16 protein-coding genes and 1 riboswitch are annotated in these 12,317 nt (G+C 72.5%); of the genes, 7 read left to right on the top strand and 9 right to left on the bottom strand.

Features of this window, described 5'->3' with window-relative positions:
* Window positions 1-5: 5 nt before the first annotated feature.
* Genes ACJA3G_RS16905 through bioB form a run of 4 tightly spaced genes read right to left on the bottom strand, consistent with a single transcriptional unit; the run spans window position 6 to window position 3,564 of the window.
* Window positions 6-359: a VOC family protein gene (locus tag ACJA3G_RS16905; RefSeq protein WP_406553818.1), complete on the bottom strand. Its 354-nt coding sequence runs from the start codon at window positions 357-359 to the stop codon at window positions 6-8.
* Entirely contained in the window at window positions 359-1,051 is a 693-nt protein-coding gene (bioD, locus tag ACJA3G_RS16900; RefSeq protein ID WP_406553817.1) for a dethiobiotin synthase, read from the bottom strand. The genes ACJA3G_RS16905 and bioD overlap by 1 nt, the downstream gene beginning before the upstream one ends.
* Before the next feature lies 1 nt (window position 1,052).
* Window positions 1,053-2,360: an adenosylmethionine--8-amino-7-oxononanoate transaminase gene (locus ACJA3G_RS16895; RefSeq protein WP_406553816.1), complete on the bottom strand. Its 1,308-nt coding sequence runs from the start codon at window positions 2,358-2,360 to the stop codon at window positions 1,053-1,055.
* On the bottom strand, window positions 2,353-3,564 hold the full coding sequence (gene bioB / locus ACJA3G_RS16890; protein ID WP_406553815.1) for a biotin synthase BioB: 1,212 nt from the start codon (window positions 3,562-3,564) through the stop codon (window positions 2,353-2,355). The genes ACJA3G_RS16895 and bioB overlap by 8 nt, the downstream gene beginning before the upstream one ends.
* Before the next feature lie 144 nt (window positions 3,565-3,708).
* On the opposite strand from bioB, the gene ACJA3G_RS16885 reads away from it, so the two are divergent.
* Window positions 3,709-4,851 carry an 8-amino-7-oxononanoate synthase gene (locus ACJA3G_RS16885; protein ID WP_406553814.1) on the top strand — a complete coding sequence of 381 codons (1,143 nt, stop codon included), beginning with the start codon at window positions 3,709-3,711 and terminating at the stop codon, window positions 4,849-4,851.
* A 16-nt stretch (window positions 4,852-4,867) separates the two neighbouring features.
* Here ACJA3G_RS16885 and ACJA3G_RS16880 read toward each other — a convergent pair whose 3' ends face one another.
* Window positions 4,868-5,116: a DUF397 domain-containing protein gene (locus ACJA3G_RS16880; protein ID WP_406553813.1), complete on the bottom strand. Its 249-nt coding sequence runs from the start codon at window positions 5,114-5,116 to the stop codon at window positions 4,868-4,870.
* A gap of 7 nt (window positions 5,117-5,123) precedes the next feature.
* Complete coding sequence (locus ACJA3G_RS16875) at window positions 5,124-5,981, bottom strand: helix-turn-helix domain-containing protein (protein WP_406553812.1); 858 nt, start codon at window positions 5,979-5,981, stop codon at window positions 5,124-5,126.
* Window positions 5,982-6,222: 241 nt separating this feature from the next.
* On the opposite strand from ACJA3G_RS16875, the gene ACJA3G_RS16870 reads away from it, so the two are divergent.
* Window positions 6,223-6,654, top strand: coding sequence for an ATP-binding protein (locus ACJA3G_RS16870; RefSeq protein ID WP_406553811.1), 432 nt, complete (start codon window positions 6,223-6,225; stop codon window positions 6,652-6,654).
* Window positions 6,655-6,753: 99 nt separating this feature from the next.
* Here the strand turns inward: ACJA3G_RS16870 and ACJA3G_RS16865 are convergent, their stop codons facing one another.
* The 3 genes from ACJA3G_RS16865 to ACJA3G_RS16855 all read right to left on the bottom strand — a co-directional run bounded on the left by ACJA3G_RS16865 (window position 6,754) and on the right by ACJA3G_RS16855 (window position 8,676).
* Window positions 6,754-7,227, bottom strand: coding sequence for a C40 family peptidase (locus ACJA3G_RS16865; RefSeq protein WP_406553810.1), 474 nt, complete (start codon window positions 7,225-7,227; stop codon window positions 6,754-6,756).
* 3 nt (window positions 7,228-7,230) lie between these two features.
* A riboswitch (cyclic di-AMP (ydaO/yuaA leader) is annotated at window positions 7,231-7,397 on the bottom strand.
* A gap of 332 nt (window positions 7,398-7,729) precedes the next feature.
* Window positions 7,730-8,038, bottom strand: a complete 309-nt coding sequence (locus tag ACJA3G_RS16860) for a hypothetical protein (RefSeq protein ID WP_406553809.1) — start codon at window positions 8,036-8,038, stop codon at window positions 7,730-7,732.
* Between the two features lie 5 nt (window positions 8,039-8,043).
* Window positions 8,044-8,676, bottom strand: coding sequence for an ATP-dependent Clp protease proteolytic subunit (locus ACJA3G_RS16855; protein ID WP_406553808.1), 633 nt, complete (start codon window positions 8,674-8,676; stop codon window positions 8,044-8,046).
* 81 nt (window positions 8,677-8,757) lie between these two features.
* Here ACJA3G_RS16855 and ACJA3G_RS16850 point away from each other — a divergent pair, with 81 nt between their 5' ends.
* The 5 genes from ACJA3G_RS16850 to ACJA3G_RS16830 all read left to right on the top strand — a co-directional run.
* Window positions 8,758-9,039: a type II toxin-antitoxin system Phd/YefM family antitoxin gene (locus tag ACJA3G_RS16850; protein WP_406553807.1), complete on the top strand. Its 282-nt coding sequence runs from the start codon at window positions 8,758-8,760 to the stop codon at window positions 9,037-9,039.
* 210 nt (window positions 9,040-9,249) lie between these two features.
* The gene (locus ACJA3G_RS16845; protein ID WP_406553806.1) at window positions 9,250-9,552 is read left to right on the top strand and encodes an urease subunit gamma; all 303 of its coding nucleotides are present in this window, start codon (window positions 9,250-9,252) and stop codon (window positions 9,550-9,552) included.
* A gap of 14 nt (window positions 9,553-9,566) precedes the next feature.
* Window positions 9,567-9,878, top strand: a complete 312-nt coding sequence (locus ACJA3G_RS16840) for an urease subunit beta (RefSeq protein ID WP_406553805.1) — start codon at window positions 9,567-9,569, stop codon at window positions 9,876-9,878.
* On the top strand, window positions 9,871-11,592 hold the full coding sequence (locus ACJA3G_RS16835) for an urease subunit alpha (protein ID WP_406553804.1): 1,722 nt from the start codon (window positions 9,871-9,873) through the stop codon (window positions 11,590-11,592). Before ACJA3G_RS16840 ends, ACJA3G_RS16835 begins: the two co-directional genes overlap by 8 nt.
* 73 nt (window positions 11,593-11,665) lie before the next feature.
* A partial coding sequence (locus ACJA3G_RS16830; RefSeq protein WP_406553803.1) for an urease accessory protein UreF occupies window positions 11,666-12,317 on the top strand: 652 nt, incomplete at its 3' end.

Here is a 12,317-nt window from a genome sequence, read left to right as displayed (position 1 = left end):
TCACATCACCCGTTCACGAAGCAGAACTCGTTCCCCTCCGGGTCGCGCATCACCTGGAACGGACCCTGGGCGTCCGTCACGGGGCCGCCCACCGGCCGCGCGCCCAGGCGGACCGCGGCGGCCCGGGCGCGGGCGACGTCCTCCACCGCGAGGTCGAAGTGGAGCCGGTTCTTGCGCGCCTTCGCCTCCGGCACCCGCTGGAAGGCGAGCCGCACGGTGTCCGGCGCGTCGAGATACGCCCAGCCCGCGTCGCGGACCACCGGGGTGCCGCCGAGCAGCGCCGCCCAGAACCGCGCCAGGCGGTCCGGTGCGGCGCAGTCGACGACGGTCTGGCGCAGCCGTGCCCGTAAGACCGCCATCACAGACTCCAGTGGCCGCCGAGCTCCGGACCGAGCCAACTCGGCGCCGCGGCCCGGAAGTCCGCGGCCGGGAGCCGTCCGGCGCCTTCCGGTACCAGCCCGACCAGCGGCGAGCCCGAGGACTCCGGCAGGTCCGCCAGGTTGCAGCGGGACGCCAGGTCCGGCTCGGCGGGCCAGCTGCCCACGACCAGGCCCGCGCAGGCGAGGCCCCGGGCCCGCAGCGCCTCGCCGGTCAGCGCCGCCATGTTCAGCGTGCCGAGGCCGGCGGGGGTGACGACCAGGACGGGCGCGCCGAGCAGCCGGGCCGCGTCCGCGAGGGTGCCGCCCTCGTCGTCGAGGCGGACCAGGAGCCCGCCCGCGCCCTCCACCAGGACCAGATCGTGCTCGGTGGCCAGCTTCTCGGCCGCCTCGGCGACCTCCGCGGGCCGTACGGCACGCATCCCCGCCCGCCGGGCCGCCGTGTCGGGGGCCAACGGGTCGGGGAAGCGGGCGAGTTCGGCGCCGGTGATGTCGTCGCCCGCCAGGCGCCGCACCTCCGCCACATCCCCGTGTTCGCCGGGCGCGACCCCGGTCTGGGCCGGCTTGAGGACGGCGACCGAGCGCCCGGCGGCGCGGGCCACGGCGGCTACGGCGGCGGTGACGACCGTCTTGCCGATCTCCGTGCCCGTACCGCTCACTACCAGTACCGTCATCTCAGCCCTCCCGAGCCGCAGCGCCCACGGCACGGCAGATGCGTGCCAGGTCCTCGTCGTCGGTCACATAGGGCGGCATCGTGTAGACGAGGTCGCGGAACGGGCGCAGCCACACGCCCTCGCGGACCGCCGCCCGGGTCGCCGCCGCGACGTCCACCTCGTGGTCGAGCTGGACGACGCCGATGGCGCCGAGGACGCGGACGTCCTTGACGCCGGGCGCGTCCGCGAACGCGCCGAGACCCTCGCGCATCCCCGTCTCCAGGCGCTTGATCTCCGCCTGCCAGTCCTGGGCGAGCAGCAGGTCGATCGAGGCGCAGGCGATGGACGCGGCCAGCGGGTTGCCCATGTAGGTGGGCCCGTGCGCCAGGACCGGGACCTCGCCCGAGGAGATGCCCTCGGCGACCCGGGTGGTGCACAGCGTCGCGGCCATCGAGAGATAGCCGCCGGTCATCGCCTTGCCCACGCACAGCACATCGGGTGCGACGGCGGCGTGCTCGGAGGCGAAGAGCGTGCCGGTACGGCCGAAGCCGGTGGCGATCTCGTCGAACACCAGCAGCACGTCGTGCTCGTCGCACAGCTCACGCAGCACCCGCAGATAGCCGGGGGAGTGGAACCGCATCCCGCCCGCGTTCTGCACCACCGGCTCCACGATCACCGCCGCCACCTCGTCGGCGTGGCGAGCGACGGTCTCGCGCAGATGGCGTACGTAGGCCTCGTCCGGCTCCGCGTCGTACCCGGTGGGGGGCGCGTCCGCGAAGACCTGCTCCGGCAGGCGGCCGGACCACAGGGAGTGCATGCCGCCGTCCGGGTCGCACACCGACATCGGCTGCCAGGTGTCGCCGTGGTAGCCGCCGCGCCAGGTCAGCAGGCGCTGCTTGCGCGGGCGCCCCGCCGACTTCCAGTACTGCAGGCACATCTTGATGGCGACCTCGACCGAGACCGAGCCCGAGTCGCTGAGGAAGACGTGCTGGAGCGGCTCGGGGGTGATCTCCACGAGCTTGACGCTGAGCCGCACGGCGGGCTCGTGGGTGAGCCCGCCGAACATCACATGGCTCATCCGGTCCAGCTGCGCGTGCGCGGCGGCGTTCAGGGCCGGGTGGTTGTAGCCGTGCAGCGCCGACCACCAGGAGGCCATGCCGTCGACGAGTTCGCGCTGTCCCTCGCTCTCCTCGGCCAGGCGCAGCCGGACCCCGGCCGCGGACTCCACGACCAGCGGCTCCTGGCGGCCCGGCATGGGGCCGTAGGGGTGCCAGACGTGCCGGCGGTCCAGCGCCCGCAGCTCGGCGACGCCGTAGAGGGGATCAGGCATTGGGGGCGAGGTCCGTTCCGGCACCCCGGCGGCGCACCGCCACCAGGTCCGTACGCGCCTCGGGGACCTCGGCCGCGGCCGGGGCGCTCCCGCCGCAGGGGCCGCAGCCGGCCCCCTCGTGCGAACCACAGCCGCCGCCCTCGTGCGACCCGCAGCCGCTCGCCGCGTGCGAGCCGCAGCCCGCGGCGGCGATCGCGTCGGCGCGGTGCTCGGGCAGGGTGGTGGTGCCCGCGCCCTCCACCTCGAAGCCGGCGTCCGCGATCATCTCCAGGTCGGCCCTGCCCTCCTGGCCCTCACTGGTGAGGTAGTCGCCGAGGAAGATCGAGTTGACCAGGTGCAGGGCGAGGGGCTGCATCGTGCGCAGATGCACCTCACGGCCGCCGGCGAGGCGGACCTCGACGTCCGGGCAGACGAACCGGACCATCGCCAGGATGCGCAGACAGCGCTGCGGGGTGAGGTTCCACTCCTTGCCGAGCGGGGTGCCCTCGAACGGGATGAGGAAGTTGACCGGCACCGAGTCCGGGTCGAGCTCGCGCAGCGCGAAGACCACGTCGACCAGGTCCTCGTCGCTCTCGCCCATGCCCGCGATCAGACCGGAGCAGGCCGAGAGCCCGGCGCCGTGCGCCTTCTGGACGGTGTCGACGCGGTCGGCGTAGGTGTGGGTGGTCGTGATGTCCCCGTACGTCCCCTCGGACGTGTTGAGGTTGTGGTTGTATGCGTCGGCGCCCGCCGCACGCAGCCGCTCGGCCTGGCCGTCGGAGAGCAGACCGAGGCAGGCGCACACCTCGACGCCCTCGTTCTGCTCCTTGATCGCCTCGATGGTCTGCGAGACGCGGTCCACGTCGCGGTCGGTCGGGCCGCGCCCGCTGGCCACCAGGCAGACGCGCTTGGCGCCGCCCGCGACACCGGCGGCGGCGGCCCTGGACGCCTCGTCCGGCTTCAGCCAGGTGTACTTGAGGATCTCGGCCTTCGAGCCCAGCCGCTGCGAGCAGTACGAGCAGTCCTCCGGGCACAGCCCGGACTTCAGGTTCACCAGGTAGTTCAGCTTCACCCGGCGCCCGAACCACTGCCGGCGCACCTTTCCGGCGGCGGCCACCACGTCGAGCAGTTCCTCGTCGGAGGTCGCCAGTACGGCGAGCGCCTCTTCACGGCTCGGCAGCTCGCGCCGCAGCCCCTTGTCCACCAGCGTGTTCAGCAGGTCCATGGCGCCGATCCTTGCCCAAGACCCCGCTTCCAGCCAAGGAGGGATCGTACAACTGCGCTCCCTGAAGGTGTGTGTATCGCCACACCCTGCCCCCGTCCGCGGCGGAATAAGGTCTGTGCGCTGCCTACAAAAGGGATCTCCACCATGCCCCGAGCGCCATTCGACTGGATCGACGGAGCGACCGAGCGGCGCGAGCGCGCCGGTCTCGTACGGGTGCTGCGGTCGCGCGCCGCCGACCAGGACCTCCTGGACCTGGCGAGCAACGACTACCTGGGGCTCACCCGGCACCCGGCGGTCACCCGGGGCGCCGCCGACGCGGCGCTGCGCTGGGGCGCCGGCGCCACCGGCTCGCGGCTGGTCACCGGCACCACCGCGCTCCACACCGAGCTGGAGGAGGCGCTCGCCCGGTTCTGCGGGTTCGAGGCGGCGCTCGTCTTCTCCTCCGGGTACGCCGCCAACCTGGCCGCGCTGACCGCGCTCGGCGAGCGGGACACGCTGATCGTCTCCGACGCGGGCAATCACGCCTCGATCGTCGACGGCTGCCGGCTGGCACGGGCCGGCACCGAGGTGGTCCCGCACGCCGACCCCGAGGCCGTGCGCAAGGCCCTGGACGCCCACGGCGGCCCCGCGCTGGTGGTGAGCGACTCGGTCTTCTCGGTGGACGGCGACGCCGCCCCGCTGACCGGGCTCGCCGCCGCCTGCCGGGAGTCCGGGGCGGCGCTGGTGGTGGACGACGCCCACGGCCTCGGGGTGCTCGGCGAGGGCGGGCGGGGCGCGCCGCACGCCGCCGGGCTTGCGGGCGCCGAGGACGTGGTGGCCACCCTCACCCTGTCGAAGTCGCTGGGCAGCCAGGGCGGCGCGGTCCTGGGCCCGGCCCGGGTCATCCGGCACCTGGTCAACGCCGCCCGGACGTTCATCTTCGACACCGGGCTCGCGCCCGCGGCGGTGGGGGGCGCGCTGGCGGCGCTGCGTCTCCTTGAGGCCGAGCCCGAGCGGGCCGGGCGGGCCCGCGCCGTGGCGGCCGAGCTGTACGAGCGGCTGACGGCCGGGGGTCTTCGGGCGGCTCGCCCGGACGCGGCCGTGGTGTCGGTGCGGGCGCCGTCGCCGGAGCAGGCGGTGGCCTGGGCGGCCGACTGCCGGGGCGCGGGCCTGGCGGTGGGGTGCTTCCGGCCGCCGTCGGTGCCGGACGGCGTCTCCCGGCTGCGGCTCACCGCCCGGGCCGACCTGACGGAGCAGCAGCTCCAGTGGGCGGTGGACACGGTCCTGCGGACCGCGCCCACCGCCTGACCCCCCGTTCGGCCGCTCAACTCCCTTGGCGGGACGCCTCGTCGGGGTCGACGGGCAGACCGGCGAGGAAGCCGCGCCAGGCCCGCGCTCCGAAGAGCAGCGCGGGTCCGGCCGTTCGCCGGGAATCGCGGACGGCGAGCAGTCCGGCGTCGAGGAATGCGGTCTCGACGCAATTGTTCATTCCTGTACTACGGCTGCTGCGCCGCCATTTCGCACCGTTCAGAGAAGTGCTGGAAGGTACATGCGTGGGGGGTACGGGCACCATGCCTCCCTTACACGCCGTCAGCCATCACGGCGATGAGATTCATTGATTCCTCGAACGAGAGGGCCTGCGCCTCGACCGTGTGGAACGCGGCGCTGTACGCCTCAAGGTCTTCTCTCCGTTCGAGATAGAGGCTACTCGTCAAGTGGTCGATAACGACAACGTCCAGATCGGAAATGTGCGGAAAGGAGAAGATAATGAAAGAACCGGAGAGCCCGATATGGCCACCGCTGCTGAAAGGCAGCACCCGCAACCGGACCTGCGGCAGCCGGGCCGCCGCCAGGAGATGGCGCAGCTGCCGCCGCATCGCCGCCGCGCCGCCCACCTCCCGGTGCAGCGCCGCCTCGTCCACCACCGCGCTCAGCTCCAGCGGCGGATCCGCCCGCAGCACCTCCTGGCGCGCAAGACGTACCTCCACCAGCGAGTCCACCCGCGCCGCGTCCACCCCGCCGAGGGCCGCCCGGGTCACCGCGCGGGCGTACTCCGGTGTCTGGAGCAGCCCCGGCACCACCGACAACTCCAGGGTGCGCGCCGCCGACGCCTGTGACTCCAGACTGATGAAGTCCCGGTACTGCGGCGGCAGCAGCCCCCGGTAGGCCTGCCACCACTGGTCGCCGCCCCCGTCCCCCGCGCCCGCCAGCGCCTCCAGCAGCGCCCGCAGCCCGGGGTCGTCCACCCCGTACACCTCCAGCAGGCGGGCCACGTCGGCGGCCCGCACCCCGCTGCGGCCGGTCTCGATCCGGCTCACCTTCGACTGGTGCCAGCCCAGTTGCCCGGCGACCCCGCCGCTCGTGAGGCCGGCCGCGCAGCGCAGCCGGCGCAGTTCCTCGCCGAGTTTGCGACGGCGTACCGCGGGCCCGTGCCACATGTCGGCCTCCTTGCACCCTGCCGGGATGCGGGTGATGGGCAAGTGTGGCGCCCAAATACAGTTCTTCGTCGCAGAGTTCACCGCTTTGAGCGACAGATATATGCACATCTCGGTGGATCGGGGCATCCCGCGGCACGATGAGTGGCACTCTGGCGCGAAGCACAAGTCCGGGCCGTCCTCGTGTTTGTCCGCTCGCCGCGAGTCCAGCAGGCCGGTCCGGGTGGGAAAGGGACAGCTCGCCATGGCAGATCACCAAGAATCAACCCTCACTCTGCCGAGCGATCCCGCCTCGGTCTCCGCCGCCCGCAGACACGTCGCCGGCGTACTCACCGAGTGGGGTCTCCCGTCGGACGCCGAAACCGCCGACACGATCCGCCTGATCGTCTCCGAGCTGGCGACCAACGCCGTGCAGCACACCCTCGGCCAGTCGCCCACCTTCACCGTGGACCTGCGTCTGGAGCGCGAGGAGCAGCTCCACATCGGGGTGACCGACAGTCATCCCCGCTGGCCGAAACGGCTTCCGGCGGCCGTCCAGCAGGACAACGGGCGGGGCATGGTGATCATCCGCTGGCTCGCCGCCGAGTGCGGGGGGCGTCTGTCGGTCATCCCGACGCCCGAGGGCGGCAAGACCGTCTGGATCGCGCTGCCGTGGACGGAGCCGGTCCAGAGCTGAGCCGGAGTGCCCGTCGGACGGCCCTGTGGGGCCCGTGGGCCGCTCGGCGCGGGTTGTGCCCACTCCCGCCCGCGCCGACCGGCCCCGGTGCCGCCCACGTCAGCTGACGCGCCCGTACCAGACGCTCTTCGACCAGATTTTCTCCAGCCGGACCACGGCCCCGGTCTTGGGGGAGTGCCATATCTTTCCGTCCCCCGCGTAGATCCCCACGTGGTAGACGTTCGAGCCCGAGTGGAAGAACACCAGGTCGCCGCGTTGGCGGGCGGACGAGGAGATGTGCCTGGTGCTGTTGTACTGCTGCTGGGAGGTACGGGGCAGCTTCTTGCCGGCCTGCTTGAACGAGTAGACCGTGAGCCCGGAGCAGTCGAAGCGGTGTGGACCGCTGGCCCCGTACTTGTACGGTGCGCCCTTCTTCGACGCAGCGACGTTGAGCGCCTTCGTGCCGGACGTGGCGGCACTCGCCTCGCTGCCGGCGCCCGGCGCCAGCATCGTGCCGCCGACGGCGGCGAGAGTGAGGGCGGAGACCGCCCCGACTCGGGTCAGCAAGGACGGAACGTGATTCAGCGCAGACATGCGCGACCCTTCGTCAAACCGCCTGCGAAGGATGACCTGTCGGGTTCGGACTGGCGAAGATGCCCGGCCGCTCACGCGGCTTAACCCCAGGAGCCTCCCGGTTGCCCGGCGGCCCCGCACTGCTTGGGTCCTCCACTCCTGCCGTTCCGTGCGTTCGACCAGTCGTCCGGGTGCGGCGGCAGGACTCGGCGTCCGCCCGGACCGCCCCGCCGCGGCGGCGGGGGCTTGTCGTCGGTAGGGATCTTGACCCACCAAGTGTCGGATTTCCGAGCCGAAACGGCGTTTTGTGAGGCTCCTCACGACTGACCCGTTCGGGTGGACATCGATGTTTCAAGGCCCCTGACGGGGTGTCCGACCTGCGCCGTACCGGCGACGGAACGATTCATTCCGTTCGGTGTCTGCGCAGACGGAGCAATATCGCCGGTACGTCGTTCGGACCATCGGATGGTGCGAACGGGGGACGCCGAGTCGTACCGGCGCGGGGGTGAACGGACGCCGCGCGTCAACTCGCGGATGACGGCGGCGGCACCGTGACCCGGTCCGCGCGGCGCTCCCCGTCGAGCACCCGCAGCGCCCGCGCCAGCGTCTCGGAGTGCAACTCCGTCTCGCCGCGCCGGTGCATGGCGGCCAGCGCGTCGCGCAGCGCCACGGCCCGCCCGACGAGGGCCTGCGCGGAGCGCAGCGCGCCGTAGGTGTCACGGTGCCGGGCGGGGTTGATCCGGCCCAGCCTGTCGAGCGCGCCGAGGTAGGCGTCGATGAACTCGGACTCGGCGCGGGTCAGCGCGGGCAGCGGCGGGAGTTCGGGCAGCACGGCCGCTACCTCCCCTGCGGGGCGGCCGAGTTGCCGCGGCCGGTGACGACGTGGTCGACCAGTCCGTAGTCGGCCGCCGCGGTGGCGTCGAGGATGGTGTCCCGTTCGATGTCGGCGTCCACCTGCTCGACGGGCCGGCCCGTGTGCCGGGCCAGCAGCTCACTCAACAGCGCGCGCCCGCGCTGCAGTTCGGCGGCATGGACCTCCAGGTCGGACGGCCGGCCCTGGATCGGCTCGGTGACCGAGGGCTGCTGGATCAGGATCCGCGCGCCGGGCAGCGTCAGCCGCTTGCCGGGGGTGCCGGCCGCGAGCAGCACGGCCGCTGCGGAGGCGGCCTGCCCCAGGCACACGGTCTCCACGTCGCAGGTGATGAACCGCATCGTGTCGTAGATCGCCGTCATCGCGGTGAGCGAGCCGCCGGGGGAGTTGATGTACAGCGAGATGTCGCGGTCGGGGTCGGCGTACTCCAACTGCATGAGCTGGGCCATCACGTCGTTGGCCGCGGTGTCGTCGACGGCGGTGCCGAGGAGGACGATCCGCTCCTCCAGGAGCTTGGAGTACGGATCGAGGGTGCGGATCCCGGTCGAGGTGCGCTCGGAGAACTCGGGCAGGACGTAGCGGGCGGACGGGCCGTGCATGACGTACCTCTTCTCTGCGTGGCTTACGGGCCGCCGTCCGTAAAAAATGTACAGGACGTACAGACCGTTATGATGGGGAGCATGGCCTATGAGATTCCGGTGACGCAAGCCCGAGCTGAGCTCGCCGAGCTGATCAACCGCGTGGTGTACGGCGGGGAGCGCGTTGTCGTGACCCGGCACGGCAAGCCCCTCGTCGCCCTGGTGTCCGCCGCTGACCTGGAACGACTCGAAGGCGCGGCGGAGCCGGCCGAGGAGCAGGTGATCTCGTCCGTGTCGTCGGTGCGCCAGGTCCCGTCCGCTCCCGGCGAACGGCGCCGGTTCGGCATCGCCGCCGAGCACCGGCAGCCGCCCGCGGGTGACTGAGGGGCTCCGGATCGCGGGGCCCCGGATGGATGCATTGGCCATGGATATGCAAAGCGTGAGTTAACGAGCCGGAAAAACTTCCGCCGTAACGTGCAATGCCTCGCTGTGGAGCAGGGAACCCCAGGTCAACAGAGTGTTGAACTTGGATAGGGTCCCGCAGCGTCGAGGACGGGATTCCCCCGTTCCGGGCACGACTGTGAGGTGGGAAGCGTGCAACTGACGCCGCACGAGCAGGAGAGACTGCTCATCCATGTGGCCGCGGACGTCGCGGAGAAGCGCCGCGCCCGGGGGGTGCGGCTCAACCACCCCGAGGCCGTCGCCCTCATCACCTCGCACATCCTCGAAGGCGCCCGCGACGGCCGGACGGTGGCCGAACTCATGGTCTCCGGACGCGAGGTGCTCTCCCGCGACGAGGTCATGCCGGGCATCCCGGAGATGATCCACGACGTACAGGTCGAGGCGACCTTCCCGGACGGCACCAAGCTCGTCACCGTCCACGAGCCCATCGTCTGACGGGGGAGCGCCGCATGATCCCCGGAGAGATCCTGTTCGCGGACGGACCCGTACGCATCAACGAGGGCCGCGAGATCACCACGATGACCGTCCTCAACGCCGCCGACCGGCCCGTCCAGGTCGGCTCGCACTACCACTTCGCCGAGGCCAACCCCGGCCTGGACTTCGACCGCGCCGCCGCCCGCGGGCTGCGGCTGAACATCGCCGCGGGCACCGCCGTGCGCTTCGAACCCGGCATCCCCGTCGATGTCGAGCTCGTCCCCCTCACCGGACGCCGGGTCGTCCCCGGGCTGCGCGGCGCGATCGGAGGCCCCCTCGATGGCTGAGCTGCACCGTGCCGTCCACGCCGACCTGTTCGGCCCCACCACCGGCGACCGTATCCGGCTCGCCGACACCGATCTGCTGATCGAGATCGAGGAGGACCGGGCCGGCGGCCCCGGACGCGCGGGCGACGAGGCCGTCTTCGGTGGCGGCAAGGTGATCCGCGAGTCCATGGGCCAGGCCCGCACCACCCGCGCCGAGGGCGCGCCCGACACCGTGATCACCGGTGTCGTCGTCCTCGACCACTGGGGGATCGTCAAGGGTGACCTCGGTATCAGGGACGGCCGGATCACCGCACTCGGCAAGGCGGGCAACCCCGACACCATGGACGGCGTCCACCCGGACCTCGTCATCGGTCCCGAGACCGAGATCATCGCGGGGAACGGGAAGATCCTCACGGCGGGCGCGGTGGACACCCATGTCCACTTCATCTCGCCCACCCTGATCGACCAGGCGCTCTCCTCGGGCATCACCACCCTCGTCGGCGGCGGCACCGGCCCGGCCGAGGGCACCAAGGCCACCACCGTCACCCCAGGCCCCTGGCATCTGGCCCGGATGTTCGCGGCCCTGGAGAACGCGCCCGTCAACATCGGCCTGCTCGGCAAGGGCAACACGATGTCGCGCGAGGCCATGCACTCCCAACTGCGCGGCGGCGCCCTCGGATTCAAGATCCACGAGGACTGGGGGGCGACCCCGGCCGTCATCGACGCCTGTCTGTCCGTCTGCGACGAGACCGGCGCCCAACTCGCGATCCACACCGACACGTTGAACGAGGCCGGTTTCGTCGGCGACACCCTCGCCGCCATCGCGGGCCGCTCGATCCACGCCTACCACACCGAGGGAGCGGGCGGCGGACACGCCCCCGACATCATCACCGTGGTCTCCGAGCCGTATGTCCTGCCGAGCTCCACCAACCCGACCCGGCCGCACACCGTCAACACCATCGAGGAACACCTCGACATGCTGATGGTCTGCCACCACCTGAACCCGGCGGTGCCGGAGGACCTGGCGTTCGCCGAGTCGCGCATCCGGCCCTCGACCATCGCGGCCGAGGACATCCTGCACGATCTGGGCGCCATCTCCATCCTCTCCTCCGACTCCCAGGCGATGGGCCGGATCGGCGAGGTCATCCTGCGTACGTGGCAGACCGCGCACGTCATGAAGGCGCGCCGGGGAGCGCTCCCGGGCGACGGGCGCGCCGACAACCACCGGGCGCGCCGCTATGTCGCCAAGTACACGATCAACCCGGCGGTCGCGCAGGGCCTGGACGACGAGATCGGCTCGGTCGAGCCGGGCAAGCTCGCGGACCTGGTGCTGTGGGAGCCCGCGTTCTTCGGGGTCAAGCCGCAGCTGGTCATCAAGGGCGGCCAGATCGCGTACGCGCAGATGGGCGACGCCAACGCGTCCATCCCCACTCCCCAGCCGGTCCTGCCCCGACCGATGTTCGGCGCGTACGGGAAGGCCCCCGCGGCCAACTCGCTCACCTTCGTGGCGCAGGCGGCCCTCGACGACGGGCTGCCCGAACGCCTCGGCCTGGACAAGAGGTTCACCGCCATCAAGAGCACCCGCCGGGTGGGCAAGACGGACATGCGCGAGAACGACGCGCTGCCGGACGTCCGGGTCGACCCGGACACCTTCACGGTGACCATCGACGGCGACACGGTCGAGCCGGCGCCCGCCGCCGAACTGCCCATGGCGCAGCGGTACTTCCTGTTCTGACGCCCGCCCCGATGCCCGCCCCGATATCCGTCCGGATGCCCGTCCCGACGCCTGTTCCGAAAGCGGCCGACACGTGACTCGCGCAGCCCTGCTCGTCCTCGCCGACGGCCGGTTCCCGGCCGGCGGCCACGCCCACTCGGGGGGCGCCGAACCCGCTGTGCGGGCGGGGCGCGTCCGGGACGCGGCCGAGCTGGCGGAGTTCTGCCGGGGGCGGCTGCACACGACCGGGCTGGTCTCCGCCTCGCTCGCCGCGGCAGCCGCCCTCGGCGTCGATCCGCTCGCCCTCRACGAGGCCGCCGACGCCCGCACCCCCTCTCCCGCGCTCCGCGCCACCGCGCGCAGACTCGGCCGGCAGATGATGCGGGCGGCCCGGGCCACCTGGCCCGGCGAGGAGCTCGCCGCGCTCGCCGCGGCCCGGCCGCGCGGGGCCCACCAGCCGGTCGTGCTCGGGCTGGCGGCGCGGGCCGCGGGGCTGGGCGCCGAGGACGCGGCGCACTGTGTGGCCTACGAGTGCGTCAGCGGCCCCGCGACCGCGGTGGTGCGGTTGCTGAGCCTCGATCCGTTCGACGCCACGGGGGTGCTCGCCCGGCTGGCGCCCGAGCTGGACGCCGTGGCGGCGCGGGCCGCGCGCTGGGCGGCCTCGGCCGCCGAGGAGGGGGTGGACGTGCTGCCCGCGGCCTCGGCGCCGCTGCTCGACGTCATGGCCGAGGCGCACGCGGCCTGGC

Origin of the sequence: Streptomyces sp. YS-3 (genome assembly GCF_045257485.1) — a bacterium.
Taxonomy (GTDB): domain Bacteria; phylum Actinomycetota; class Actinomycetes; order Streptomycetales; family Streptomycetaceae; genus Streptomyces.
Note: the sequence above shows the minus strand (reverse complement) of the source record. Positions and strands in the feature narration are given on the sequence as shown.

Excerpts from the sequence above, each read along its gene's own strand:
- ACJA3G_RS16905 (WP_406553818.1), bottom strand. The coding sequence starts at position 359 with ATGGCGGTCTTACGGGCACGGCTGCGCCAGACCGTCGTCGACTGCGCC.
- bioD (WP_406553817.1), bottom strand. The coding sequence starts at position 1,051 with ATGACGGTACTGGTAGTGAGCGGTACGGGCACGGAGATCGGCAAGACG.
- ACJA3G_RS16895 (WP_406553816.1), bottom strand. The coding sequence starts at position 2,360 with ATGCCTGATCCCCTCTACGGCGTCGCCGAGCTGCGGGCGCTGGACCGC.
- bioB (WP_406553815.1), bottom strand. The coding sequence starts at position 3,564 with ATGGACCTGCTGAACACGCTGGTGGACAAGGGGCTGCGGCGCGAGCTG.
- ACJA3G_RS16885 (WP_406553814.1), top strand. The coding sequence starts at position 3,709 with ATGCCCCGAGCGCCATTCGACTGGATCGACGGAGCGACCGAGCGGCGC.
- ACJA3G_RS16880 (WP_406553813.1), bottom strand. The coding sequence starts at position 5,116 with ATGGTGCCCGTACCCCCCACGCATGTACCTTCCAGCACTTCTCTGAAC.
- ACJA3G_RS16875 (WP_406553812.1), bottom strand. The coding sequence starts at position 5,981 with ATGTGGCACGGGCCCGCGGTACGCCGTCGCAAACTCGGCGAGGAACTG.
- ACJA3G_RS16870 (WP_406553811.1), top strand. The coding sequence starts at position 6,223 with ATGGCAGATCACCAAGAATCAACCCTCACTCTGCCGAGCGATCCCGCC.
- ACJA3G_RS16865 (WP_406553810.1), bottom strand. The coding sequence starts at position 7,227 with ATGTCTGCGCTGAATCACGTTCCGTCCTTGCTGACCCGAGTCGGGGCG.
- ACJA3G_RS16855 (WP_406553808.1), bottom strand. The coding sequence starts at position 8,676 with ATGCACGGCCCGTCCGCCCGCTACGTCCTGCCCGAGTTCTCCGAGCGC.
- ACJA3G_RS16850 (WP_406553807.1), top strand. The coding sequence starts at position 8,758 with ATGGCCTATGAGATTCCGGTGACGCAAGCCCGAGCTGAGCTCGCCGAG.
- ACJA3G_RS16840 (WP_406553805.1), top strand. The coding sequence starts at position 9,567 with ATGATCCCCGGAGAGATCCTGTTCGCGGACGGACCCGTACGCATCAAC.
- ACJA3G_RS16835 (WP_406553804.1), top strand. The coding sequence starts at position 9,871 with ATGGCTGAGCTGCACCGTGCCGTCCACGCCGACCTGTTCGGCCCCACC.